Below are 25,090 nucleotides of genomic sequence, written 5' to 3' on the forward strand. Positions count from 1 at the left end.
GAAGCCCGTTCACCCCAGGAAACCCGCTTGCCAAGCGAATCTGCAGCGTCACAACCACGCCGCGTCCCACAACGGATAATCGCCAATATGCTCGACCAGCCCGGCTCGTAGAGGATTGGCGATCACGTAGCGCGCTATTTTCCTTGCGTCTTCCTCGGCCCGAACAGCATGGTCGTGATAGCCGCGCTGCCAGAACCTTTCCCGGCTGCCTCGGGCTCGATTGATACTCAGCGTACTGCGCGACTTGGTCTGGCGCATCACATCGGGCAGGGTCGAGTTATGCAGGTCGAACAACCAATGAAAGTGATCCGGCATGATCACCCACGCCAGTGAGTTGACCTGGCCCGCGTCGTGGGTTCGTTTGAATTCTGCTACCAATAATCGTCCCAGCTCAAAACTGTTGAACAAGGGTTGGCGCTGATGCACCACGACGGTAACCAAATAAGCACGCCCTGATTCTGAGTAGCGACCGCGGCGTAACCGGTGAGAGTTGGGCTGACGAGACAATCCGTTGCTCCTTGCATGGATAAGAAGCTGTGACGCTAGCAGCGCCGGTGAATTGACCGTGTTGAGTTCGGTGTCTCCATATTTCCAGTGGGCACGGGCTTGTTGTGGATAGCGGGGCTGTTGTGGCGAGCGGGCTTACTGTGGCGAGCGGGCTTGCCCCGCGTTGGGCTGCGCAGCAGCCCCAAACCCGTCACCGCGCTTTTCCAGGTGAATTGAGTCGTCAGGTTTCGGGGCCGCTTCGCGCCCCAACGCGGGGCAAGCCCGCTCGCCACAACCAGACCGCTCGCCACAGAAAGCCCACTGACGACAACAGTCCATCGGCTTACAGCGCATCCCACTGCGGTGCAAACGGCGGCTGCACAAAGCGTTGGTCTTTGGGCAGGCGCGCGATGGCTTGCATATCCTGCTCATCGAGTGTGACGTGCAGCGAATCGAGGTTGGCTTGCTGGCTTTGCGGGCGCTGGGCTTTGGGAATCGCCGCCACGCCTTGTTGGCGTAACCAGGCCAGGGCGACTTGCGCTGCGCTGGCGCCGTGCTTGGCGCCGATCTGTGTCAATACCGGGTCAGTGGCCGCGCGACCCTGTGCCAACGGTGCATACGCAACCATCGGGATGCGTTTGCCGCGCAGGTAATTGAGCAGGCGGCTCTGGTCGAGGAACGGGTGGTATTCCACCTGTACCGCGGCAATCGGCGTGCCCAGCACATCGATCGCCTCGCGCAGCATCGGCATGTTGAAGTTGCACACACCGATGTGCTTCACGCGGCCACTGTCGCGCAGGGCCAACAAAGCGTTCATCACGCCGGGCAGGTCCATGTCGGCAGCCGGCCAATGCACCATGAACAGATCGACGTAGTCCACCGCCAGCCTGCCGAGGCTCAGCTCAAAGGCTTTTTGCAGCGCGGCCGGCGCCAACTGGTCATGCCACACCTTGGTGGTCAGGAACACTTCGTCGCGGGGGATGCCCGAGTGTTTGATCGCCTGGCCCACAGCGGCTTCGTTGTCGTACAGGGCGGCGGTGTCGATATGCCGGTAACCCAGCGCCAGGGCACTTTCAACCACTGCCCGGCAGTCATCGCCGGGCATACGGAAGGTACCGAAACCCAATTCAGGCAGGTTCATCAGGCATTCGCCTCCGCGGTTTTATCTGCCAGCCCGCGCAACACCGTGAGCAGGGAGGTTGTGCCCTTGAGCACCTGATCGTGCTCGAAACAGATCCAGCCTTCGTTGAAGCCATCGACCATGCGCATGCGCGGCAGCGGGTTGTGTGCGCCTTGGGCGCGCAGCAACGGTTCCCAGGTATCGCGCTCAACCACCTCGGCGCGCACGTCACGGCCGAGCACTTGCGCCAGGGTCTGGGCGATGTCGTTCGGGCTGACCCACTGGCTTTCCAGTTCGACTACGCGGTGGCCGGCCCAGTCTTGCTGTAACAACTGCGCGGCGAGTGTACCAATGTCGGCCGTGGCAACCATCGGCACGCGTTTGTCGAGCGGTTGCAGGAAGCTGTGGATCACGCCGGTGTCACGCGCACTGCTGACGTCGTAGGCGGCGTTTTCCATGAACCAGCCTGGGCGCAGGAAGGTTACGGGGATGTCCAGGGCGCTCAACGCCTGCTCCATCAGCGTGCGCTGGGTCAGCAGGTTGAGCTCCTTGGCCTGCGCGCCGATGGTCGACAGGCACAAGACTTTTTGTGGCGCGGCGGCCTTGAGGGCCTGGCTGACAGCCACTATCACGGCACGCGCTTCAGGAAACCCAGGCAGCGGATCGAAGCCCGGTGGCGGCAGGATGAACACAGCGGTCGCGCCCTTGAACGCTTCGGTCAGCGCCTGTGCATCTTCCATCGCGGCAAACGCGATTTCGCAGCCCTGGTCGGCCCAATAGGCCGCTTTGCCGGCGTCGCGAATGACGGCGCGAACCGGCAGGCCTGCCTTGAGGAGGTTATGCGCCAGGGCGCCGCCGACTTTGCCTGTGATGCCAGTGATTACGTACATGCGCTTTACTCCTGTGGGTTCCAATGTGTGGAGCCCAGCATAAAGTTCGGCCTGCGATGACAGAATAGCGATTACGTCACTGCGTTAGTGACGCGAAATCACGAATCGGCCAGTGGCGGCAAACGCCGTTTGACTGGGGTTTTCTTGACGATGGCGGTGTTGGTTTCGGCATAGGCGTTAAGCCGGTCGAGCAGGGTGTCGAGCTGGTCCATGGTGCGCACGTGCAGGCGCGCGATAAAGCAGTCCTCACCGGTGACTTTGTCGCACTCGGTGAACTCGGGAATCGCCTGGATCTGGCGCTCCACTTCCTGCAATTTGCCGGGCAACGGGCGGATACGCACGATGGCTTGTAGCAAATAGCCGAAGTGCTTGGGGTCGATGTCGACGGTGTAGTGGGTCAGCACGCCGCGCTCCTCCAAACGGCGCAGACGTTCGCCCACGCTGGGCGAAGACAGCCCGGTAATACCTGCCAACGCCTTGAGCGACAGGCGCGAGTCGTCCATCAAGGCGGCGATCAGTTGCTGGTCGATAGAGTCAATCATGCTGTCTGCCTAATTTAAAAAGGTAATTGAGGGTTTTTGCCTACTTTAGTCGCTGGAGGCGCTGATCAGCAGATTGCCATAATTGAGCCTCACTTGAGGAGCGCCATCGTGGACACATCTATTCGTCGCGGGTCGTGGGAAATGGTCGCCGCCATGCTGATTTCGGGCACCATCGGCTGGTTTGTGCTGGTGTCTGGCGTGTCGGTGATCGAAGTGGTGTTCTGGCGCTGCGTGATTGGCGCGCTGACGCTGTTGCTGGTGTGTGCGTGGTTGGGTTACTTGCGCCGAGACCTGCTGACCTGGGCCAAGCTCGGCCTGGCGATGCTCAGCGGTGTGGCCATCGTCGGCAACTGGTTGCTGTTGTTCGAATCCTATTCACGTGCGTCGATTGCCATCAGCACCGCGGTGTACAACGTGCAGCCGTTCATGTTGGTGATGCTGGCGGCGCTGTTTCTGGGTGAGAAGATCACCGTGCAGAAGCTCGCATGGTTGAGCGTGGCGTTCCTCGGCATGCTGGCGATTGTCACCGCCCATGGCGAACAGCAAAGCGCTGGCGGGGATTATCTGACCGGGATTGCTCTGGCGTTGGGCGCAGCGTTTTTGTATGCGATTGCCGCCTTGATCATCAAGCGCTTGAAGGACGTTCCACCCCACTTGATGGCGTTGATCCAGGTGATTACCGGCGCACTGTTGCTGGCGCCGTTAGTGCCTTGGCACAGCTTGCCTGCCGCGACCCAGGCTTGGGCTGCGCTGGTCACGCTGGGCATGGTGCACACCGGTTTGATGTATGTGTTGCTGTACGGGGCGATCCAGAAACTGCCGACCGCCATTACCGGCGCGCTGTCGTTTATCTACCCGATTGCGGCGATTTTTGTCGATTGGATCGCCTTCGGGCATCGCCTGGGTTGGCTGCAATGGCTGGGGGTTGTTGCGATTCTGCTGGCGGCAGCGGGGTTGCAGCGGGGCTGGTGGTGGCCCCGCTCCCCAAGGGTCAGTGCGTGCCCTGAAAGATGATGTTTTCCGGGTTGAAGTGGCCCACGCCGCTGCCCGGCTGTGGCAAGCCAAGGATGTGGCCCTTGATCTTGCCCACCACGTGCATCTCGCACGGTTTGCAGTCGAACTTCAGGGTCAGCACTTCATCACCGTGGATCAGCTGCATCGGCGCCACTTTGGTCTTCACACCCGTCACGCCCTTGGCCTGTTTAGGGCACAGGTTGAACGAGAACCGCAGGCAGTGCTTGGTGATCATCACCGGCACTTCGCCGGTTTCTTCGTGGGCTTCGAAGGCGGCGTCGATCAGCTTCACGCCGTGACGGTGGTAGAAGTCCCGGGCTTTCTGGTTGTAGACGTTGGCCAGGAACGACAAATGCGCTTCCGGGTACACCGGCGGCGGCGACGTCTCAGCCTTGCGTCCACCTCGTGGGTGAGCGGCAACGCGGGCGGCGGTCAGCGCCTCGATCACTTCACGGCGCAAGGCCTTGAGCTGCGAGTTGGGGATGAAGAATGCCTGCGGCGCATCCAGTTCGATGTGCGTGGCGTGGTACTCGGTGGTGCCGAGTTGGCCAAGCAGGTCGCGCAGGGTGTCGAGCGCCTGTTCCGGCTTGTTGGCCACGCCGAACGGGCCGGGCAGGGTGACGCTGGCGCTGATGCCTTCTTCGCTGGTCGCGGTCACGTCCAACTGGTCTTCACGCAGGCGCGCGACCCACTGCAGGCCAATACGGCGCTCGGCCGAGGTCTTGAGCAGGGCTTGTTGCCAGTTGTGGTCGAGGTTGCGGTTCAGCGGATGGTTGGGCCGCAACTGGTGCAGGCCGGCCGGCATTTCATTGGGCTCGACGCGATAGCGGTAGCGTTTCTCGCCGTCTTCTTCGAACTCGCCTTTGGGTTCGGCGATGTTAGCGCGAAAACCCACGACTTCGCGCTTGATCAGCACATTGAGGCCGTCGCCGTTGGACAACGGCTCATGGGTGACTACCTGCAAGTCGCGCTTGCCGGCTTTTTCCACCACACCCACCGGCAGGCCGGTGAAGGTGGGCGTGTCGAAGGCGCCGATGTCGATCTTGCGGTCGGTGACGAAGTAGTCGGTGCTGCCCCGGTGGAAGGTTTTTTCCGGGTCGGGCAGGAAGAAATGCGCAGTACGGCCGCTGGAAGCGCGCGCCAGGTCAGGGCGGTCTTCGAGGACGTCGTCGAGGCGTTGGCGGTAATAGGCGGTGATGTTCTTCACATAACCCATGTCCTTGTAGCGGCCTTCGATCTTGAACGAACGCACACCGGCTTCGACCAGCGCGCGGATGTTGGCGCTCTGGTTGTTGTCTTTCATCGACAGCAGGTGTTTTTCAAAGGCCACCACGCGGCCTTGGTCATCTTTCAAGGTGTACGGCAGGCGGCAGGCCTGGGAGCAATCGCCACGGTTGGCGCTGCGGCCATTCTGCGCGTGGGAGATATTGCATTGCCCGGAGAACGCCACGCACAGGGCGCCGTGGATGAAGAACTCGATGGCGGCATCGGTTTCATCGGCGATCGCGCGGATTTCCTGCAGGTTCAGCTCGCGGGCCAGCACCAGCTGCGAGAAACCGGCCTGGTCTAGAAACTTGGCGCGGCCCAGGGTGCGGATGTCGGTCTGGGTGCTGGCGTGCAGCTCGATGGGCGGAATATCCAGCTCCATCACGCCCAGGTCTTGCACGATCAACGCATCGACACCGGCGTCGTACAGCTGATGGATCAGCTTGCGCGCGGGTTCCAGTTCGTTGTCGTGCAGGATGGTGTTGATGGTGGTGAACACGCGGGCGTGGTAACGGCGGGCGAATTCGACCAGTTGAGCGATGTCGCTCACCTCGTTACACGCGTTATGGCGTGCGCCGAAGCTTGGTCCACCAATGTAGATGGCGTCGGCGCCATGCAAGATAGCCTCGCGCGCAATGGCGACATCGCGGGCCGGGCTGAGCAATTCCAGGTGATGCTTGGGCAAGGACATAGTTTTTTTAGTCAGGCTTGTCACGGTTGAGGCGGGCATTGTAGCTGTGAAATGCTGGGTGGGCACCTACCGCAGGGCTGGCTGGGTGAATGGGGGTAGGTAGATTGGGAGCATATCCGTTGCTGCGGTAACGGCCACTGGTGGTTCCGCTCTTACAGCGGGTCACTTTTGGCAAACGCCCGGAATGCCGGCCCAGCCAAAAGTAACCAAAAGGTCTTTGCCCCACCACTCGGTGCCTCGCCTAGGTTCGGCCAGCGTGGTTGACGGGGCCTGTCAGATCAAAATCAAAAGCAAAGCAACACACTTCTATCTGATGCACAGAGATCCAAATGTGGGTGCGGGCTTGCCCGCGAATGCGGTGGGTCAGCTAAACATGAGTTGACTGATGCACCGCCTTCGCGAGCAAGCCCGCTCCCACAAGTTGACCGCGTTCAGCATCCAGCACCGCACTGCTTTGCTTTTCTGTGGGAGCTGGCTTGCCTGCGATGCAGGCACCTCGGTCTATCTGACGCTATCGCGCCAATCCTTGATGTGTATTGCCAGCGATAACTCAGGCCTTGGCTGCCATCGCGGTGACTTCCACGCGCATGCCTTCAACGGCCAATGCGGCCACGCCTACTGCAGCGCGAACCGGCCACGGTTTGGCGAAAAAGCGCTTATAGACTTCATTGAACGCGGCGCGATCAGCCATGTCGGTGAGGTAGATGGTCAGGTGCATCACCCGGTCCATGGAACTGCCGGCTTTTTCCAGCGCGACTTTCAGCGCTTGCAGGGTGCACTCGCTTTGCAGGGTGATGTCGCCGAGTTCGAGGCTGCCATCGGCGCGGGTCGGGATCTGGGTGGAGACCAGGATGCCGTTGAAACCGACGACGTCGGAGGAAATCGAGTCGGCATCCGGATCGGGGGTGTAGCTCAGGTCGTGGTTGGCCATGGGCGCCTCTGGTTGGCTATAGCAGAAGGCGCATATGGTCCCCGAAAATCACAGCAGGGGCAAACCGAGGGTTATGCCCAGCGGCGGAACAGCACGCTGGCATTCACGCCACCGAAGCCGAAGCCGTTGGACAGCGCATATTCAATCGGCATGTGCCGCGCTTCACCGCGCACCATGTCCAGGCCGTCGGCCAGCGCGTCCGGGTTGTCCAGGTTCAGCGTCACCGGGGCGACCTGGTCGCGCAGGGCAAGCACGCTGAAGATCGCTTCGATGCCGCCTGCTGCGCCCAGTAAGTGGCCGGTGGCAGACTTGGTTGAGCTGATGGCCGGGCCGCCATGGGCGCCGAACACGGTCTTGATGGCGGCCAGTTCGCCTTTGTCACCCACCGGCGTCGAGGTTGCATGGGCGTTCAAGTACTGGACCTGGGCCGCCTCGATGCCTGCCTGACGCAGTGCCTGAGTCATCGCCCGCCGCGCGCCATCACCGTCTTCCGGCCCGGCCGTCATGTGGTAGGCATCGGCACTGGTGCCATAACCCACCAGTTCGGCGATGGGCTGCGCGCCGCGTGCCAGGGCATGCTCCAGTTCTTCGATGACCAGGATGCCGGCACCTTCGCCCATCACGAAGCCGTCACGTGCCTGATCGAAGGGCCGCGAAGCCCGTTCTGGCGTGTCATTGAAGTCGCTGGATAACGCCCGCGCCGCTGCAAACCCGGCCAGGCTGACCCGGTGAATTGCCGCTTCCGCACCGCCACACACCGCCACATCGATTTCCCCGGCACGGATCATCCGCGCCGCGTCCCCAATTGCTTGCACACCGGCTGCGCAGGCCGTCACCGGCGCGCCCAACGGGCCTTTCAAGCCGTAGTTGATCGACACATGCCCGGCCGCCATGTTGCTCAGGAACGAGGGAATGGTGAAGGGCGACAAACGTCGCGGGCCTTTGCTGTCTGTGGTGCGCACGGCATCGGCAATCGCCGGAAAGCCACCCACGCCAGAGGCAATGATGGTCGCCGTGCGTTCCTGTGCCTGCGGCGTTTGAGGCGCCCAGCCGGCTTGCTTCAAGGCTTCATCGGCCGCCGCAAGGGCGAAGAGGATAAAGCGGTCCATCTTGCGCTGTTCCTTGGCGGCCAGCAGCCGATCAGGGTCAAACCCGGCCTCAGGGTCTTGCAACACGCTTTGCACTTGGCCACCGATGCTGATGGCGAGGTCACCGATCAATGCTTCAGGCAGACGGCGTATGCCCGACTGCCCGTTCAACAGGCGTTGCCAGGTGGATTCCACGCTGGCGCCCAGCGGCGTCAGTGCGCCCATGCCTGTCACGACGATACGTTTACTCATGATCAATCGACTCCGGTTGCGTTGAGGGTACAGACCCTATGGACGTCACTATCATGATGAAAGTAACATGGCGTCACACAACTTTGTACCGGCACCTGGGAACCCTTATGCAACGCAAGTCTCTTGTCAGCGACGAATGCCCCATCGCCCGCAGCCTTGAACGGATAGGGGAGTGGTGGAGCATGTTGATCATGCGCGATGCATTGCATGGCTTGCGTCGCTTCGATGAGTTTTCACGCAGCCTGGGCATCGCGCCGAACATGTTGACGCGCCGCTTGAATGGCCTGGTGGACGCCGGGATGCTTGAGCGCCGCGCCTACAGCGAGCGGCCGCCACGGTATGAATACGTGCCGACGGCCAAGGGCGAGGATTTGCGCATGGTGCTGATGGCACTGGTGGCGTGGGGCAATCGGCATTATGCCGAAGAGGGCACCAGTGTCGAGGTGGTGGAGCGCGAGACGGGCAAGCCGGTGCAACCGATGATGGCAACGGCCGAAGGCACACTCGTGCCGTTGGATGCGTGCGTGGTGCAGGCCGGTCCAGCCGCCAGCGCAGGCATGCGCCAACGGCTGGAGCCTGGGGTGGTTACAGCAGAGTGAACGGGTAGTCGACGATCACCCGCAGCTCGTTCAATTTGCCGTCGCGCTGATCCGCGTTTGACGAAACCATCGCATCGCGCACGCGCAGCGACAGGTTTTTCGCCGGGCCGCTTTGCAGCACGTATTTGGCCTCCACATCCGTCTCGTGATGGTCGCCGTCGGCACCGTAGTCGCCGACGTAGGCGCTGTTGGCCGGCGTGTGCGTGCCGTTGATGTCGGAGCCGTTGACGTAGCGGGTCATGAAGCTCAAGCCTGGCACGCCGTAGCTGGCCATGTTCAGGTCATAACGCACGCCCCAGGACTGCTCGCCCGGGCCGTTGAAGTCGCCCCACTGAATCGAGTTGGCCAGGAACACTGAATCGCCGCCTTCACCCGCGCCGTTGTTGCCGGTGCCGATGTAGTCGAACGGCGTGTCGCCGTGCACCTTCTGGAACGACAGCGTCAGCGTGTGGGCCGCCAGGAACGAGTAGGCCGCCGCCACCGAATACGTGGTGTTGTTGATGGCCCCGGCCTTGGCGCTGCCGGTGTCGAGGGTGCGGTACAGGTTGCCGTCCAGCGCCAGCGACTGGTCATGGCCCAACGGCAATACGTAGTTGAGTTTGGTGTAGTACTGGCGCCAGATATCTTCCAGTTCACCGGCGTACACGGTTGCACTCAGCGAGGGCGTGAAGGTGTATTTGCCGCCGACGAAACTCGCACTGTTGGCCGCGACGTTGGCGTAGGTGGCATAGATATCGTGGTCATGGTTGCTGGTCATGCCGCTGTTGGTGCTGGTGAAATGCCCGGCTTCCAGGTCCAGCCCGGCGATTTCGCTGCTGGTCAGGTCAAACCCGGTGGCGGTCTGCGGCAGAATCCGCGTGCCGCCGGTGGCAAAGACCGGCGCCGTGGGTTGCATGTCACCGAACTTCAGTTGGGTCTTGGACACCTTGATTTTCACCGCGGCGCCGACGGAGCCATAGCCGTTTTCCGGGTCGCCATGGCGGTCGGTCGGCAGGTCACCGGTGCCGGCATCCTCGTGGGTGGCGTCGAGCTTCATCGCGCCATAGGCGTAGGCGTCCACGCCAAAACCAATGGTGCCTTGGGTAAAGCCCGAGGCGTAGTTGAGCATCGCGCCCTGGGTCCAGTCGCGGTTGTCTGCCTTGCCACTTTGGCGATCGCGGTCGAAATAATAGTTGCGCAACAGGCCCGTGATGCTGCTGCCGTCAATAAAACCCTTGGAATCGGCCTGGTCGCTGACAGACTCGGCAAAGGCCACTTGGCTGACACTCGCGCACACTGCCAGTGTGAGCAGGCTGCACTGTCTAATCATGGGTTTGATCATGGTGTTTACTTCCCCGGAATAAGTAACGCGCGCGCAGAAATATCGCAATTTTTATGGCGCATACAGTGTTATGGGCAGATGTTTTCAGGTGAGCGTAGTGACGGTTTTTATTGTGTTCGACAGGGTTGCCGAAGCCGATTTTTATCATATTTTTCGCGGCTTGCAGCGGTGTGGCGGATTAAACTCGATTAATTAAACTTCACGTCTTTTAATCACGAGCGGGTGTAGCGTTGATAGGGTCTTAGCCGCTCTGCTTCGACAAAAACCTTTGGTTTGCCGCCGCAGTCTCTGCGGCGGATTTTTTAATGTTTAGTTATATAAAAGTTCATGTGCGCCACCGCCGTTCAGTGGTGGCTATATGATTGCGCTTTATTCAATTTCGCCCATGTAACAAGACTGTTGCACTTGCCCTTTAATAATCCTTTCTCCCACGCCAGATCAGGAGACAGGCCATGCAAGTCAATCAGCTTCGTCAGGTTGATAGCACCCCCAACGCGGGCGACAACCCCAACTGGAATAAAGCGGTGTCGAAAGCGCTAAACAATCAGCCCGACGACAACAGCCTCGGCCCCGATACAAAGCGGCCCCAAGGCGACTTTCGCACTGCGCAGCAGATCATCGACGACAACCCGCTGCTCAAGAATCTCGGCAACCAGAGTGGCGTGAAAGACAAATTACGTGAACGCGTTGGCGACTTTGAGCACGATCCGGACGCCGCTTACCGCGCGAGCCGGGTGCTGGAGCACATCGAAAAACTCGACGAAAACGGCAAGCCCACCGTCAAGCGGCCAGAACTCAATGAAGCCGGCAACGGCAAGGTTGACGGCTTTACCAAAGGCGGTGACGCCCGTCACGGCACCGAAGCCGGGCGCCTGCAGGATTTCGGCAAGTACGGCTGGGAGACCCTTAAAGGCGAGCTACCGCAGAGCCCACCCAGCACGCCGCCCAAGGGCGATGCGCCGTCCAACCATCTGCCCTTGCCGGGTGAAGGCCGGCCGATGGGCGACAACCGCAGTGCCGAGCAAATCATCGAAGACAACCCGTTGCTGAAAAACCTCGGCAACCAGAGCGGGGTCAAGGACGCTCTGCGCGAGCGTGTCGGCGACTTTGAACACGACGCCGATGCGGCCTGGCGTGCCGCGCAGGTGCTCAACTATGTCGAGAACTACGACGAGACCGGCAAGCACATCGAAGGCGGCAACCTGGGCAATGGCCGCATCGACGGCTTCACCAAGGATGGCGAAGCGCGCCACGGCACGGAAGCGGGGCGCCTGCAGGACTTCGGCAAATACGGCTACGACAACCTCAAGGGCCTGGACGGCAACAGCGCGGATGACCAGATCAAGGACTTGAATGCCAAGGCCACCGAAGACGCCGTGAAGGCGGCCGGTGGTGACGCCTCCAAGGTGGGCGCTAACTATTTCGCCACGGGCAACAGCAGCGCCAGCGGTGCGGACAAGACTGCAGCGATCATCCAGCTGTCCACGGGCCTGGCCAACTACAAGGCGGGTGCCGATGCGTTTGCGCACCAGGGGCCGGATGCGGCCAATGAGTGGTCAGGCGACGGCCCGTCACCGGGCCAGCAACGCGAAGACTTTATCAAAGATGTGCAAGGGCGCATTGACACGCTCAGCAAAGACCCGGACGTGCAGCAGTTCCTCAACACCCAGGGCACCGAACAGCTGCAGAAAATGGTCGCCGCCGACCCAGCCTTGAAAGCCGAGATGGAGCGGCGCCTGGACGCTTCATCCAGTTGCGACGCGCTGCAAAACGCGTTTGCCGCCAAGGGCGCCAGCACCACCGATGCGCTGTCGAGTTTCATCAAGTACCCGGACTTCTACGCCCAGGCCCTGGGCAAACAGCCGGACTACAAGAAAGCCCTGGAAAACGCCCCGCAAGCCATCAAGGACAAGGTCAACGCCGAGTACGCGGACATCACCTCCGGCAAGCAGATCAACGACCTGATCGCCAGCGGTGTGCCGGCAGACAAGGCGGTGATTCAGTCCGGTGTGAACAAGGCAATCTTTGACGCGGTACTTGACGACAAGACCGTGCAGGCGGGCAGTTCGAGCTTCAACGACGTCGCCGCCAAGCTGGGGCGCGAAGACCTGCTTAAAGGCCAGTCGATTGACGACTTCTACCGCGGCCTGGGCGTTACCGGCGCCAATGACCCGCGCCTTGAGCAAGTGATCAACGACAACATCGCTGCATTCACGCCACCGGGTGAGGCCCCACCGAAGACCGCCGATATCATCAGTGGTATTCGGGCGGTGGACGATGCCATGCGCGGCGGCGCCAAGTTCGACGATGCCATCAAAAAAGTCCAAAGCACCTGGGGCGGCAAGCTGCCGGCCGGGGTCAGCGCGGCGTACAAGGCGGGGGTGATGCACGGCGTGTCGGGCGTGTTGTTGGCGGGCGCCATCGGTACGCGCATCGCCAGCGGCAAGGGCGGCAGCACCGCGCAGACAGTGGGGCAGTCGTTTCAGGCGGCCGGACTGTTCCTGGAAGGTGGCGCCAAGTTTGTCCAGGACCAGTTCGATCGCACCCAACAGGGCACTTACAAGTTCGACGCGCCCAAGTACGTGAAAGACGTGGAAAACGTCGGCAAGAGCCTGGGCGGCGTGGCGGGGAACGTATTGGGCTTGGTCACCGGGGCCATTTCCGCGAAAAACTCGGCCCAGAGCGGCGACAAGGTCGGCGCCGGCTTCCAGGGCACCTTCGCGGGGCTTAATGGCCTGTCGGCCGTGGCCGGCATGGTGGAGGTCGCCACCTATGTGGTGCCGCGCATAACCACGGTGGCAGCCGGCGTTGCAGAAGCGGCCGGCGTGATTGGCGGCGCGGCCGGCGCCCTGGCGGGTGCCGTGGGCGGCATCGCGGCGGTCGGTGGCTTGATCTACGCGATCATTGCCGACATCAAGGCCGACAATGCGCGCAAGAAACAGCAGGAAGAGTGGTACACCGGGCTCAAGGATCAGCTCGATGACTTCGGCGTTACGCCGCCGCCATTGGATGTGATCATTGCGCCCAAAAATGGCTACGTGGACGTGGGTAACCCCAACGCCAATTACTGACCGAAGTCGGCGGCCAGTCGGAACTGGCCGCCGATTGACTGAGGCTTACTCTTTCACATCCATGAATTCTTCCGCCCACGCCACGTAGCTTTCCGGCAGCGTGTAGGTATGCGTCAGTTCAGTCGCGCTGAGGTTCGAGGTGCTGCTGGTCAACTTGCGTTGCGCACGCAGGCTGTCGTAAGTCGCCTTGATCGACGCAAAGTAGGCGCCGTGGCCGGCCACCACAATGCGCACACCCAGCGCAGCCAGGCGTTCGCTGTCATTGAGCTGCGGGTTGCCGTAAGTCACCAGCATCAACGGCACGCTGAGGTTTTCTGCGATCTTCTCAAGGTGGTCGAAGTCTTTGACGCCCACCATGCAGATGCCGTCGGCGCCGGCTTTTTCATAAGCTTTGGTGCGGGCGATGACGTCTTCGGTCGGCAACACGCCAGCGTTGGTGCGGGCGACGATCGACAGCTGCGGATCGACCCGCGCTTCAAGGGCGGCCTTGACCTTGCCGATGCCTTCCTCAACCGAAATCAGGTCGGTGGATTTGCGCCCGAACTGCGCGGGCAACAGCGTGTCTTCAATCGTCAGTGCCGCAACCCCGGCGCGCTCGAGCTCTTCGACGGTGCGCATCACGTTCAGGGCATTGCCGTAACCGTGGTCGGCGTCGGCGATGAACGGCAGTTGGGCCACACGGCCAATGCGGGTGGCCTGTTCGACGAACTCACTCAGTGTGATCAACGCAAAATCGGGTGCCGCGAGGACCTGCAACGATGCGACCGAACCGCCGAGGATACCGACTTCGAAACCCAGGTCGGCGGCGATGCGCGCAGACATGGGGTCAAAGACGGAGGCGGTTTCAACGCAGATTTGTTTGGCAAGCAGTTCACGGAAGTTGCGGCGCAGTGCTGAGTGAGAAATCTTTGGCATGTTCTTTCCTGGCTCTGGTCATCGTCAAGTGACGATCAATGTCTATTCATGGTGGCGCCAGATTACCACGCAGACGAACGGGGGATTATGACGTTTGAGCATGAGACAGATGCCTGACACATGGATCATCGGTTCACGCTTTGGCGATGGACAGGCCTTTCGCACCATCCAGGAGCATAGCCACCCCATCTTGCACAACTGCTGTGCCAACCGAGTGCTTAATCGCGATGGGCGCAATGCCTATAGTTGTTTCAAACCAGCCCAAGACTGAGGTGAACCATGAACAGCGAATTCAAGCCCGACCTGAGCGTTGATGCCCCACGCGAACAAGTGGATGCCGAGTATTTTGAATACAGCAAGGCAGCCAACCCGATCAGCGCCAATCTGATTACCCGAATTCCTTACCACAGCTTCCCGGCCTCGCTGTATGACAGTGGCCCGTCGCGGGTGGTCGCGCTGGACCTCAGCGCTGCGCTGGGCTGTGAGGGCCCGGCAACCGGGCCTGGGCTGTGTGCCAACTTCATCCGCCTGAACGCCGATGACACCTTGGAGCTGCACCCCAATGCCACCTCCCAAGTGTTTTATGTGATCGCCGGAGAGGGCAGCGTCGTTCAGGGCGAACACCAGATCGAATGGTCGGCCGGTTGTTTTATCGCGCTGCCAGGCTTGCTGCCAGCCCGGTTCCGCGTCTCGCAGGATGCGCGCCTGTACTACGTGCACGATGAACCGCTGTTGCGCTACCTGGGGGTTACGCGCAGCACCGACCGTTTCGCGCCGACGCTGTATCCCGCCGCACTGGCCAACCTGAAGCTGCGTGAAGCCGCCGATGATCCGCGTGCCCAGGACCGCAGCCGTATCAGCATTCTGCTGGGTAACCGCAACTTTCCACAGACCCGAACCGTCACGCATGTGCTGTGGGCCATGTACGGCATCCTGCCGCCCGGCTCGATCCAGAAGCCGCACCGGCACCAGTCGATTGCACTGGACTTCATCATCGACTGCCCCACGGGCTGCTACTCGCTGGTAGGCACCGAACTGGACGCCGACGGGCAGATTCGCAACCCGGTACGCGTCGACTGGTCGCCGGGGTTGGCGTTCGTGACCCCGCCGGGGTACTGGCACGCGCACTTCAATGAGTCCGACCAGGAGGCATTCCTGATCCCTATCCAGGACGCCGGGTTGCAAACGTACCTGCGCGCGCTGGATATTCGCTTTAGCTGATGTGATGAGACCCTAATGTAGGAGCGGGCTTGCTCGCGAATGCGCTGTGTCAGCAAGCTCATTTTTAACTGAACGACCGCATTCGCGAGCAAGCCCGCTCCCACAATTTGACCGAGTTTAACAGCCACCCTTTAGGTCGGCTGGGCACGGACAGCCCTGGCGCTTCCAATCAGGTGTGTCGCCCAACTGCTCAACGATGAAGTCGATAAAGCACCTGACCTTCGACGACACGATCTTCTTGGGTGGATAGACGAACCACACAGAAAATGCCTGCTCGGCACCGAGGATGTTCCATTCTGGCAGCCACACCTGTAACGCGCCCGCGTCAATACTGGTCGCCACCAACCAGTCGGGTAACAGGGCAAATCCCAGGCCCTGGCGCGCCGCGATCAGCTGCGCATCCAGGTCGTTGATACGGATACAGTCGTGAGGCACCAGCGGCACGACTTCATCAGCGGATGCAAACGCAAAATCATGCTGACTCAGTACCGCCGGCAGGCGGGCCAGCTCTGCGGGCGTTGAAGGGGCAGGGTGCGCAGCGCAAAAGCTCGGACTGGCCACCAGCAGGTAGTTGCCCGCGCAGATCCTGCGCGCCTTGAGCGTGGAATCAGCCAGCGCGCCAATGCGAATCGCCAGGTCAACGCCGGTATGAATCAGGTTGACTTGGGCATTGTCCAATACCAGTTCCAGCTTGATCTGCGGGTAGCGAGCCACAAACGTATTCAACAGCGGCAGGATATGGTGACGGGCAAACGCTGGCGGCAAGTTGAGCTTGAGCAGCCCACGAGGCTCCTGGTTCAGCGCCGACGTCGCCGCCTTGGCCTGTTCAAGCTCATCCAGCACCCTGCGCGCATGCAGCAGAAACGTCTGGCCGCCCTCGGTCAGGTGCAGCGTGCGCGTCGAGCGGTTGAACAGGGCGATGCCCAGGTCCTGTTCAAGGTCCTTCACGTAGCGAGAAACGGTTGACGCCTTGATGCCGAGCCGCTCGGCGGCGCGCGAGAAGTTGTTGCCTTCGGCGGCTTCGACGAAGGCGGTCAGCGCGGTGAAATAATCCAAGTGTGACCTGCCGGGCTTGGGTTTATGTTGTCCTCAAGTCTGAGCCTGGGAGTGTCTGCGGTGTTTGCTGATGGTGCGTTTCCCCAATAAACATATACATCGCCGGCACCATGAACAACGTCAGCAGCGTACCAATCGACAACCCGGCGAAGATCACCAGCCCCATGTCGTGCCGCCCCGCAGCACCGGCGCCGGAGGCCCACACCAGCGGCACCACGCCCAGCACCATCGCGGCCGTGGTCATCAGGATCGGGCGCAGACGCACGCCGGCGGCCTCTTCTATGGCTTCGCGCTTGCTGTGACCTGCGCGTTGCAGTTCGTTGGCGAACTGCACGATCAGGATCCCATGCTTGGTGATCAACCCCAGCAGCGTCACCAGGCCCACCTGGGTGTACACGTTGATCGACGCGTAGCCCATGGTGATGAAGGCCAGCGCGCCAAACAGTGCCGGCGGCACCGAGAACAGGATCACCACCGGGTCGCGAAAGCTCTCGAACTGGAAGGCCAGGGCGAGGTAGACGATCAGAATCGAGAACATCAGCAAACCAAAGAACCCACCAGACTCCTGCATGAATTGGCGCGACTCGCCGGCAAAGTCCGAGGTGTAACCCGAGGGCGCCACGTTGGTCAGGATCGTGTTGAGTTTGCCCAGCAGCTCACCTTGGGCCACGCCACTGACGCCTGACAGGGTGGCCGAGTTGAGTTGCTGGAAGTGGTTGATCGATTCGGGCTGTGTCGAGGTCTCGATATGCGCGACGGTGCGTGCCTGGATCATCGAGCCGGACGGGGTGCGAATGTAGTAATCGAGAATCTGCTCCGGGTTGAGGCGGTTGACTTGCAGCACTTGGGGAATGACTTTGTAGGAGCGGCCGGCGGTCGAGAAGTAGTTCACATAGTTACCGCCCAACGCCGCCGACAGCGCCGCGCCGACGTCGGCCTGAGTCAGGCCCAATGCGGCGATCTTCTCCCGGTCCACCACCAGCCGGGCTTGCGGCTTGTCGAGTTTCAAGTCCATGTCGGCAAACCAGAACAACTGCTGTTTCTGCGCCTCGGCCATCACGGCCTGCGCGACCTCATTGAGGTTTTCCACGGAGTCGGTGGTGGTGATCACAAATTGCACCGGCAAACCCTGGGCGCCCGGCAGCGACGGCAGCGGAAAGGCCGCGATGGTGGCGCCCGGCACCTGATTCCACTTTTGCTGCAGGTCGAGTATCAGCTGGGCCTGGGAGCGCGTGCGGTCGCCCCAGGTTTTCAGCAGCACGCCGCCCAGGCCTTGATTGAGGATGGGCAGCCCGGTCAGCTGGAACATCTGCGCGTATTCCGTTTCTTTACTGGCGATCTGGAAGGCCTGGTCGGCAATACGCTCCATCTGCTGGGGCGAGGCCGTCGGCGGGCCTTTGATCTGCATGAACACCAGCCCCTGGTCTTCGGTGGGCGACAGTTCACTTTTGGCGGTCATGCCACTGGCGGCCACCAGCAGGAACAGCACAAACCCAAAGGTCACCAGCACCGGCCAGATGTTCAACCCGCCAGACAACACACGGTGGTAACGCCCGCGCAGCCAGTCAAAATACTGGTCGAGCTTACGCGCGAAACGACCTTCTTCCTGCCCGGACTTGAACAGCTTGGACGTCATCATTGGCGAGAGGGTCAACGCCACCACGGCCGACACGGTCACGGCGCCCGCCAGCGAGAAACAGAACTCCTTGAACAGCGCACCGGTGAGGCCGCTGCGCAGGCCGATGGGCACGTACGCGGCGATCAACACCACGGTCATCGCGATGATCGGGCCACCCAGTTCCCGCGCCGCGATCAGCGCGGCCTCCAGCACGCCTTTGCCTTCTTCCTTGATGTGCCGGTCGACGTTTTCCACCACGATAATCGCGTCGTCCACCACCAGGCCAATCGCCAGAACCAGCGCGAGCAGGGTCAGCAGGTTAATCGAGTACCCCAGCAGGTACATGATGAAGAAAGTCCCGACCAGCGACAGCGGGATCGCCACCAGCGGCACGATCACCGCGCGGAACGAGCCGAGGAACAGGTAGATGACCACCGAGACAATGATCATCGCCTCGACCAGGGTCTTCACCACCTCGTAAATCGAGGTATTGATGAACTCGGTTGAGTCGTACACGATCTCGCCGCGCACGCCAGTAGGCAGTTGCGATTGCAGCTCGGGGAAGGCCTCACGCACGCTGTCGGCGACGGTCAGGATATTGGCGGTCGGCGCCGCCTTGATGCCGATGAACACCGAGCGCTTGCCGGAAAACGCCACGCTGCTGTCGTAGCTTTCGGCGCCAAGGGTGACGGTGGCCACGTCCTCCAGATACACCAAGGCGTCGCCTTTCTGCTTGATCACCAGTCGTTTGAATTCATCCACCGTGTGCAGATCGGTGCCGGCCGTGAGGTCGACCGTTACCGTTTGCCCGCGCGTCGAGCCCACGGCAGACAAGTAGTTGTTGTTGGCCAGGGCCGTGGAAACGTCCTGCGCCGTGACGTTATGCGCGGCCAGCTTGTCCGGGTCCAGCCAGGCGCGCAGGGCGAATTGGCGCCCGCCGAGAATCTCTGCGGTCTGCACGCCCTGGATCGAATCCAGTTTGGGCTTGACCACCCGCACCAGGTAATCGGTGATGTTGTTGGTGGGCAGCGTGTCGCTGTAGAACCCCAGGTACATCGCGTCGGTGGTCTGCCCGACGGCAATGGTGAGCACCGGCTCCTGGGACTGCGCGGGCAGTTGGTTCTTCACCGAATTGACCTGGGTATTGATCTCGGTGAGGGCCTTGCTGGCGTCGTAGTTCAAACGCAATGTCGCGGTAATGGTGGAGACACCGGTGATGCTGGTCGAGGACAAATAGTCGATGCCCTGGGCTTGGGCGATGGCCGACTCAAGCGGCTGGGTGATAAAACCGGCGACCGTGGACGCGTCCGCGCCGTAGTAGGCGGTGGTAATGGTGACCACCGTGTTTTCGGTGCGCGGCCATTGGTTCACCGGCAACTCGAAGATCGAGCGCAGCCCCAGGATCAGAATGAACAGCGAAACCACCACTGCCCACACCGGTCGCTGAATAAAGGTATCGGTAAGCTTCATGGGACACCTTTACTGTTCTTGGGGCGTTGGCGCCGGGTCGTTCAACGGCGCGGCACTGTTATCGACCTTCACCGGCGAGCCATTCTTGAGCTTCATCTGGCCGCTGGTGATCAACAGATCGCCTTCCTTCACGCCCGACAGGATCGCGACCTGATCGCCGCGGGTCGGCCCGGTCTTGATGAAGGTTTGTTGCGCGGTGAGTACTTCATCGCCCTTGTCGTTTTTGCTCGACGTGGCGATGAACACCGTGGTGCCGTAAGGGTTGTAGGTCACTGACGTCTGCGGCACGGTGAGGTAGCGCTGGGTGGTCCCCGAGTTGACTACCGCACGGGCGAACATGCCGGGCACCAGGCTTTGCTTGGGGTTCTCGACGGTCGCCTCGACGGTGACGTTGCGCGTGGTTGAGTCGAACTGGGTGTCGATGGTGCTGATCCGGCCGGTGAAGGTCTGCTTTGACAGGCCGTCAGCCGTCACCGAAACCACCTGGCCGATGGCAATGGCCTCCAGTTGGGTCTGCGGCACCGAGAAATCGATGTAGATGGGATCAAAGGTCTGCAACGTAGCGATCTTGTCGCCGGGGTTGAGGTATTGGCCGGGGTTGACGCTGGTAATGCCGATGCGCCCGGCAAAGGGGGCGCGAATGGTTTTTTTCGCCACCAGCGCGCGCTGTTGTTCGGCAGCCGCGAGTTTGGCCTTGAGGTCGGCGGTGTCGGTGTCCACCTGGGCTTGGGAAATGGCGTTGACCGCCAGTTGCGCCTTGTCGCGCTTGAGCACGATACCGGCCAGGTCCGCAGTCGCCTCCAGGGAATGCAATTGGGCGATGTCCGAGTCGGCGTTCAACTGCACCAGCAGCGCCTGGGCCGCCACCTCTTGCCCGGGCGTGAAGCCCAGGGTGCGCACGATGCCGCCGACTTCAGTGGTCACATCCACACCGCGCACCGCCTTCATCGAGCCCACGGCGGAGACGCTCGGTTGCCAGTCACTGAACGGCACCCGCAGGGCCGTCACCACGGCGGCCGGCAAGGGCGCTTTGGATTGGGCGATCAGCGCTGAAATCTGCACGAATTTCACCCCGGCAATGATCGCGAAAATCACCAGCACCACCACGATCATGATCAGCATCGGCCGCCACAGGCGACGCTTGCGCGGTACTCCGGGCTCGGGGGGCAGGGCAGAGGCAGTCTGAACGTCAGCCATGGGGGTTCTCACTGTTTCAATGATTCAAGTCGGGAGCGGCTTTACTGTGAGCCGGCATGATCTCTTGCCACGACGGCAGGCCGAAGCGGTCCGGCGTGCCCTGGGTGGCGGGGGCCACATCCGTGCGGTTCCACCAGCCGCCACCCAATGCCTGGAACAGCGCCGTGGTGTCGCTGTAGCGCGCAGCCTGGGCTTTGACGCGGGCGAGCACAGTGTTTTGGTAGGTTTGCTGGGCCGTGAGCAAGTTGATGTACGCCACCGCGCCTAGGCGGAACTGGGCTTGCACCAGGTTAAGGTTGGCTTGTGCGGAGTGTTCGGCCACGACCTGCTGATTCAGCGCATCGGCATCCGCCTCCAGCGCCCGCAGCGCGTTGGCCACGTCCTGGAATGCGGTAATCACGGTGCCGCGATAGCGCGCCGCCGACTCGTCGTAAGCGGCCACGGCCGCACGTTTGCGGTGTTCGAGTGCGCCGGCGTCAAAGATCGGCTGGGTAATCGAGCCCGCCAGGCTCCAGACACCGCTGCCCGCCGAAAACAGCTTGGTGCCGCTTGCCACCGTGGAACCCAACGACCCGGTAATGCTGAATTGCGGCAACTGATTGGCGACGGCCACGCCAATGTTGGCGCTGGCTTGATGCAGTTGCGCCTGCGCCGAACGTACATCCGGCCTCTGGCCGACAATGGCCGAGGGCAGGCTGACCGGCAGCGCTTCTGGCAGATGCAACGAGGCCAGATTGAAGCGTTCGCCTTGATCCTGGTTTGGAAAGCGCCCCAGGTACGCCATCAATTGGTTGCGGGTCTGTGCCAATTGCTTTTGCAGCGGCGGCAAGGTCGCGCGGGTTTGCGCCAGTGCGGTTTGCTGCGTGAGCACGTCGCTGTCGCCGATGGCGCCCAGTCGGCGCTGAGCTTGCAGCAGGTCGAGCTGACCGCCCTGCAGTGTGATGATTTCTTCGGTGGCGGCCACCTGATCACGCAACGACGCCAGGCTGACCGCGGTGTTGACCACATTGGAGGTCAGGGTCAGGTAAGTCGCCTCCAGCTGAAAGCGCTCGTACTCGGCTTGCGCGGTGGTGGATTCGATTTGCCGGCGCGTGCCGCCAAACACGTCCGGCGCATAGGAAACGCTCAGCGACGCCGAACTCACTGTGAGAATCGGCGACTCCGGGATGCCCGAGGTAACCCCGGAGACTTTCTCGCGGGCTTTTTGCACATTGGCGCTCACCGACGGAAACAGCGACGCCTGGTCGGCGTACACCAGCTCGTTGGCCTGGCGCAGTGCCGCTTGCGCGGCGCTGACGTCCGGGTTGGCGCGCAGGGCTTCTTCGACCAGCGCATTGAGTGAGGGCGAGCGGAACAGCGTCCACCATTGCCCGGGAATATCCATCCCGGCGATCAGCCGCTGCGCCGCGCCACCGGCGTCAATGTCCGCCTGGGCGGTGGTCGTCAGTGGGTCCTTTGCAAAGCCGGCATTGGCCGGTACATCGGGCCGTGCAAAGTCGGGCCCCACGGTACAGCCGGCGAGGGCGAGGCACAGCAGGCTCAGCGGCGCCAGCAAACAGGCATGTCGAAACGGGGTGCGGATTGGCACCACTGCGGGTGCACGCTGGCGAAGCTGCTCTTTCATATTTACTCGGATTAATCAGTTGGCCAACGGCTGTAACGGTTGAGCGATGCGTGCGGGTGCGTCCGTCCGGGCGGCTTGAGAAGGCCGCGGGGTGTCGGGGTTTCAACCAGTGTAGGTGGCCTAGGGCACTGTGCAATGTGCGGGTGCAAGGCATGCTGCCTGAAAATGCCTAAGTTGCATTATTTTTGAATTAGGTTATGCGTTATAGGTATTTTACAGTCGGTATTTATAACCGCATCGTATGACCCCCTACGAACACTGCCGAGACCGCACGCGCGGATCGACTTGCATGCCTGACCAGGCATCTGGAGACGAACGTGCGTTACCTGACAACACTGGCGGCCGGGTTGGCCGCCACCTTGCTGTGCCTGACCGCGAACGCGCAAACGCTGGTGGTGGGCGACCAAAGCTACAACGCCCAAGCCGTGATGGAGGCGGCGGGCGTGCTGGAAAACCTGCCGTACACGCTTGAGTGGAAGCAGTTCACTGCAGGCTCGCCGGTCGCCGAAGCGCTGAATGCCAACAGCCTGGATATCGGCTTGCTGGGGGACGCGCCGGTGCTGTTCCTGGGCGCATTGGGTGCGCCGATCAAGGTGATTGCCGTCAGCCGGCAAAACCTTGACGGCGTGGCCATCCTGGTCAGAAAAGATTCGTCGATTCACAGCCTGGCCGACCTTGCCGGCAAACGTGCGGCGCTCTGGAAGGGCTCCTGGAGCCAGCAATTGCTGCTCACCGCGCTGGACAACGCCGGCGTCCCGCGCGACTCACTCGAGCTGCGCTACCTCAGCGCACTCGACGCTTCCCATGCGCTGGAAGGTGGCTCGGTTGACGTCATCGCCACCTGGGAACCCTACGTCACGCAACAGGAACGCCAAGGGGCGCGGGTACTCGCAACCGCGGAGGGCTTGATCCCGGCCCAGAGCTTTATTGCCGCCAACGCCAAGGCTGTCGAGGCCAAACGCGCGCAAATCAGTGACTTCCTCCAGCGCCTGAAAAAAGCCCGTGACTGGGCGCGCCAAAGCCCGGCCAACGCTGACGCGTATGCCGATGCGTGGGCCAAGCGCACCCGCGCCGACGCCGACATCGCCCGCGCCTGGTTTGCACGTGCGCGCACCACGGTCGAACCGCTCACGGCCCAGTCGCCGGTAGAAGCGCAAAAGACCGTGGACTTCTTCGCCAGCCTTGGCCTGGTCAAGTCTTACTCCGCAGCGAGCCTGTTCGATGATTCCTTCTCGGCCTCGCTGCAGCCCGCCGTCGCCCAGACCCAGCCGTGAACGTTTCAAGGAACTCTTCTGATATGACCCAACGACAGCTCAAACTCGGCGCCCTGACCATGGGTTGCGGCGGGCCGGGCCGCCACAATCTATGGCTGGACCCGCACTTGCCGGCCGACGCCAGCGTCAACGTCGACTGGTACATCGACATTGCCCGCCAGGCCGAGGCGGCGCTGTTCGACCTGATGTTTATCGTCGACAGCCAGTTCATCACGCCGGGCTCGCCGTCCCACTACCTGAACCGCCTGGAACCGCTGACGCTGCTCTCTGCGCTGGCCGTCAGCACGCGGCATCTGGGCTTGGTCGGTACGCTGACTACCTCTTACAACTCGCCCTATAACGTCGCCCGGCGCCTGGCCTCACTCGACCTGATCAGCAAAGGCCGCGCCGGCTGGAACGTGGTCACCAGCGGCGACGCCGGCACCGCCGGCAATTACAGCCGCGACGAACATTACGATTACGACACGCGCTACAGCCGCGCCGCCGAGCACGTTCACGTGGTGCAAGGCCTGTGGAACTCCTACGAGGAAGACGCCTTCGTGCGTGACCGTGCCACCGGCCAGTTCCTTGACCCCAGCAAACTGCACAGCCTGAACCACAAGGGCGAGCACTTTTCGGTGGTCGGCCCGCTGAACATCCAACGCTCGCCGCAAGGCCAGCCGGTGATCTTCCAGGCCGGCGACTCAGAGCAAGGCCGCGACCTGGGCGCCGCCACGGCGGACGTGATCTTCACCCACGCGGCCAGCATCGAGCAGGGCCAGGCGTTTTACCGCGATATAAAGGGCAGGGCGGCGCAACACGGTCGCGACCCGGAGCAATTGCTGGTCATGCCCGGCGCCGAGATCTATGTGGGCGACACCAATGAGCACGCCCGTGAAATCGAGCAGCACTACCATCACGCCGATCACAGTTTCGAGCTGGCGCTGAAGGAGTTCGGGCGTAATTTCGGCTGGCATGATTTCAGCCAGTACGACCTCGATGCGCCGTTTCCGCAGGAGAGCCTGGAAGCGGCGCGCAGCAGCTTTTTCACCAATGCCAAACGCATTGCTGATCAAGCGCGGGACAAAGGTTTCACGCTGCGCCAGGCTGTGGAGTTTGGCCGCCAACTGCGGCCGGGCGCGTTTGTGGGCACGGCGGACACGGTTGCGCGCAAGATGGAGGAGTGGCTGCAGGCGCGGGCGGTGGATGGGTTCAATATCTATATTGGCCATCCGCAGCAGTTCGCGCGGTTTACGCAGGAAGTCATACCGTTGCTGCAGGCGCGTGGGGTGTATCGCACGGCGTATGAAGGGACGACGTTGCGGGAGAGTTTGGGGCTGGGGATTTCCCGGTTCAAACACCACGGTTAGCTGCGCTGGCTGGGAGCAAATGTGGGAGCCGGCCTGCCCGCGAAGGCGCCGGCCAAGCCAGCATTGATGCTGACTGACACGTCGATTTCGCGGGC

General features: G+C 61.8%; 19 protein-coding genes. 6 read left to right on the plus strand and 13 right to left on the minus strand.

Annotated elements, in window-relative coordinates:
* Positions 1-48: 48 nt before the first annotated feature.
* The 4 genes from ACP7B3_RS01590 to ACP7B3_RS01605 form a co-directional block, all read right to left on the minus strand.
* On the minus strand, positions 49-507 hold the full coding sequence (locus ACP7B3_RS01590; protein WP_426177430.1) for an REP-associated tyrosine transposase: 459 nt from the start codon (positions 505-507) through the stop codon (positions 49-51).
* 322 nt (positions 508-829) lie between these two features.
* Positions 830-1,627, minus strand: coding sequence for an aldo/keto reductase (locus ACP7B3_RS01595; RefSeq protein WP_426177432.1), 798 nt, complete (start codon positions 1,625-1,627; stop codon positions 830-832).
* Entirely contained in the window at positions 1,627-2,496 is an 870-nt protein-coding gene (locus ACP7B3_RS01600; protein WP_426177434.1) for an NmrA family NAD(P)-binding protein, read from the minus strand. Before ACP7B3_RS01600 ends, ACP7B3_RS01595 begins: the two co-directional genes overlap by 1 nt.
* Positions 2,497-2,594: 98 nt before the next feature.
* Positions 2,595-3,038, minus strand: a complete 444-nt coding sequence (locus ACP7B3_RS01605) for an Lrp/AsnC family transcriptional regulator (protein ID WP_145160627.1) — start codon at positions 3,036-3,038, stop codon at positions 2,595-2,597.
* Between the two features lie 108 nt (positions 3,039-3,146).
* Here ACP7B3_RS01605 and ACP7B3_RS01610 point away from each other — a divergent pair, with 108 nt between their 5' ends.
* Positions 3,147-4,052 carry a DMT family transporter gene (locus ACP7B3_RS01610; protein WP_404488229.1) on the plus strand — a complete coding sequence of 302 codons (906 nt, stop codon included), beginning with the start codon at positions 3,147-3,149 and terminating at the stop codon, positions 4,050-4,052.
* On the opposite strand, the gene ACP7B3_RS01615 is transcribed toward ACP7B3_RS01610, so the two are convergent.
* The 3 genes from ACP7B3_RS01615 to fabF all read right to left on the minus strand — a co-directional run bounded on the left by ACP7B3_RS01615 (position 4,030) and on the right by fabF (position 8,280).
* Positions 4,030-6,009, minus strand: coding sequence for a peptidase U32 family protein (locus ACP7B3_RS01615; protein ID WP_369302197.1), 1,980 nt, complete (start codon positions 6,007-6,009; stop codon positions 4,030-4,032). The two genes, ACP7B3_RS01610 and ACP7B3_RS01615, sit on opposite strands and share 23 nt — an antisense overlap.
* Before the next feature lie 550 nt (positions 6,010-6,559).
* Entirely contained in the window at positions 6,560-6,940 is a 381-nt protein-coding gene (locus tag ACP7B3_RS01620; protein ID WP_145160633.1) for a RidA family protein, read from the minus strand.
* 71 nt (positions 6,941-7,011) lie between these two features.
* On the minus strand, positions 7,012-8,280 hold the full coding sequence (fabF, locus tag ACP7B3_RS01625) for a beta-ketoacyl-ACP synthase II (protein ID WP_145160636.1): 1,269 nt from the start codon (positions 8,278-8,280) through the stop codon (positions 7,012-7,014).
* 107 nt (positions 8,281-8,387) lie between these two features.
* On the opposite strand from fabF, the gene ACP7B3_RS01630 reads away from it, so the two are divergent.
* Positions 8,388-8,879 carry a winged helix-turn-helix transcriptional regulator gene (locus ACP7B3_RS01630; RefSeq protein WP_145160638.1) on the plus strand — a complete coding sequence of 164 codons (492 nt, stop codon included), beginning with the start codon at positions 8,388-8,390 and terminating at the stop codon, positions 8,877-8,879.
* On the opposite strand, the gene ACP7B3_RS01635 is transcribed toward ACP7B3_RS01630, so the two are convergent.
* Positions 8,866-10,188: an OprD family porin gene (locus ACP7B3_RS01635; RefSeq protein ID WP_426177438.1), complete on the minus strand. Its 1,323-nt coding sequence runs from the start codon at positions 10,186-10,188 to the stop codon at positions 8,866-8,868. The genes ACP7B3_RS01630 and ACP7B3_RS01635 overlap by 14 nt on opposite strands.
* 464 nt (positions 10,189-10,652) lie before the next feature.
* Between ACP7B3_RS01635 and ACP7B3_RS01640 the strand changes: the two genes are divergently transcribed.
* Positions 10,653-13,271: a hypothetical protein gene (locus ACP7B3_RS01640; RefSeq protein WP_426177440.1), complete on the plus strand. Its 2,619-nt coding sequence runs from the start codon at positions 10,653-10,655 to the stop codon at positions 13,269-13,271.
* Positions 13,272-13,316: 45 nt separating this feature from the next.
* Here ACP7B3_RS01640 and ACP7B3_RS01645 read toward each other — a convergent pair whose 3' ends face one another.
* Positions 13,317-14,186 carry an isocitrate lyase/PEP mutase family protein gene (locus ACP7B3_RS01645; protein ID WP_242196795.1) on the minus strand — a complete coding sequence of 290 codons (870 nt, stop codon included), beginning with the start codon at positions 14,184-14,186 and terminating at the stop codon, positions 13,317-13,319.
* A gap of 279 nt (positions 14,187-14,465) precedes the next feature.
* Here ACP7B3_RS01645 and ACP7B3_RS01650 point away from each other — a divergent pair, with 279 nt between their 5' ends.
* A complete protein-coding gene (locus ACP7B3_RS01650; RefSeq protein WP_426177442.1) occupies positions 14,466-15,407 on the plus strand; it encodes a cupin in 942 nt (313 codons plus the stop codon).
* Between the two features lie 117 nt (positions 15,408-15,524).
* Here ACP7B3_RS01650 and ACP7B3_RS01655 read toward each other — a convergent pair whose 3' ends face one another.
* The 4 genes from ACP7B3_RS01655 to ACP7B3_RS01670 form a co-directional block, all read right to left on the minus strand.
* A complete protein-coding gene (locus ACP7B3_RS01655; RefSeq protein ID WP_262209497.1) occupies positions 15,525-16,463 on the minus strand; it encodes a LysR family transcriptional regulator in 939 nt (312 codons plus the stop codon).
* A gap of 22 nt (positions 16,464-16,485) precedes the next feature.
* Positions 16,486-19,551 carry an efflux RND transporter permease subunit gene (locus ACP7B3_RS01660; RefSeq protein WP_426177445.1) on the minus strand — a complete coding sequence of 1,022 codons (3,066 nt, stop codon included), beginning with the start codon at positions 19,549-19,551 and terminating at the stop codon, positions 16,486-16,488.
* 9 nt (positions 19,552-19,560) lie between these two features.
* A complete protein-coding gene (locus ACP7B3_RS01665) occupies positions 19,561-20,673 on the minus strand; it encodes an efflux RND transporter periplasmic adaptor subunit (protein ID WP_426178084.1) in 1,113 nt (370 codons plus the stop codon).
* Between the two features lie 91 nt (positions 20,674-20,764).
* Complete coding sequence (locus ACP7B3_RS01670) at positions 20,765-22,372, minus strand: efflux transporter outer membrane subunit (RefSeq protein ID WP_426177447.1); 1,608 nt, start codon at positions 22,370-22,372, stop codon at positions 20,765-20,767.
* A gap of 317 nt (positions 22,373-22,689) precedes the next feature.
* Here ACP7B3_RS01670 and ACP7B3_RS01675 point away from each other — a divergent pair, with 317 nt between their 5' ends.
* Positions 22,690-23,646: an ABC transporter substrate-binding protein gene (locus tag ACP7B3_RS01675; protein WP_426177449.1), complete on the plus strand. Its 957-nt coding sequence runs from the start codon at positions 22,690-22,692 to the stop codon at positions 23,644-23,646.
* Between the two features lie 23 nt (positions 23,647-23,669).
* A complete protein-coding gene (locus ACP7B3_RS01680; RefSeq protein WP_426177451.1) occupies positions 23,670-24,995 on the plus strand; it encodes an LLM class flavin-dependent oxidoreductase in 1,326 nt (441 codons plus the stop codon).
* Positions 24,996-25,090 lie beyond the last annotated feature (95 nt).

Source organism: Pseudomonas sp. TWRC1-2 (genome assembly GCF_049896685.1).
Lineage (GTDB): Bacteria > Pseudomonadota > Gammaproteobacteria > Pseudomonadales > Pseudomonadaceae > Aquipseudomonas.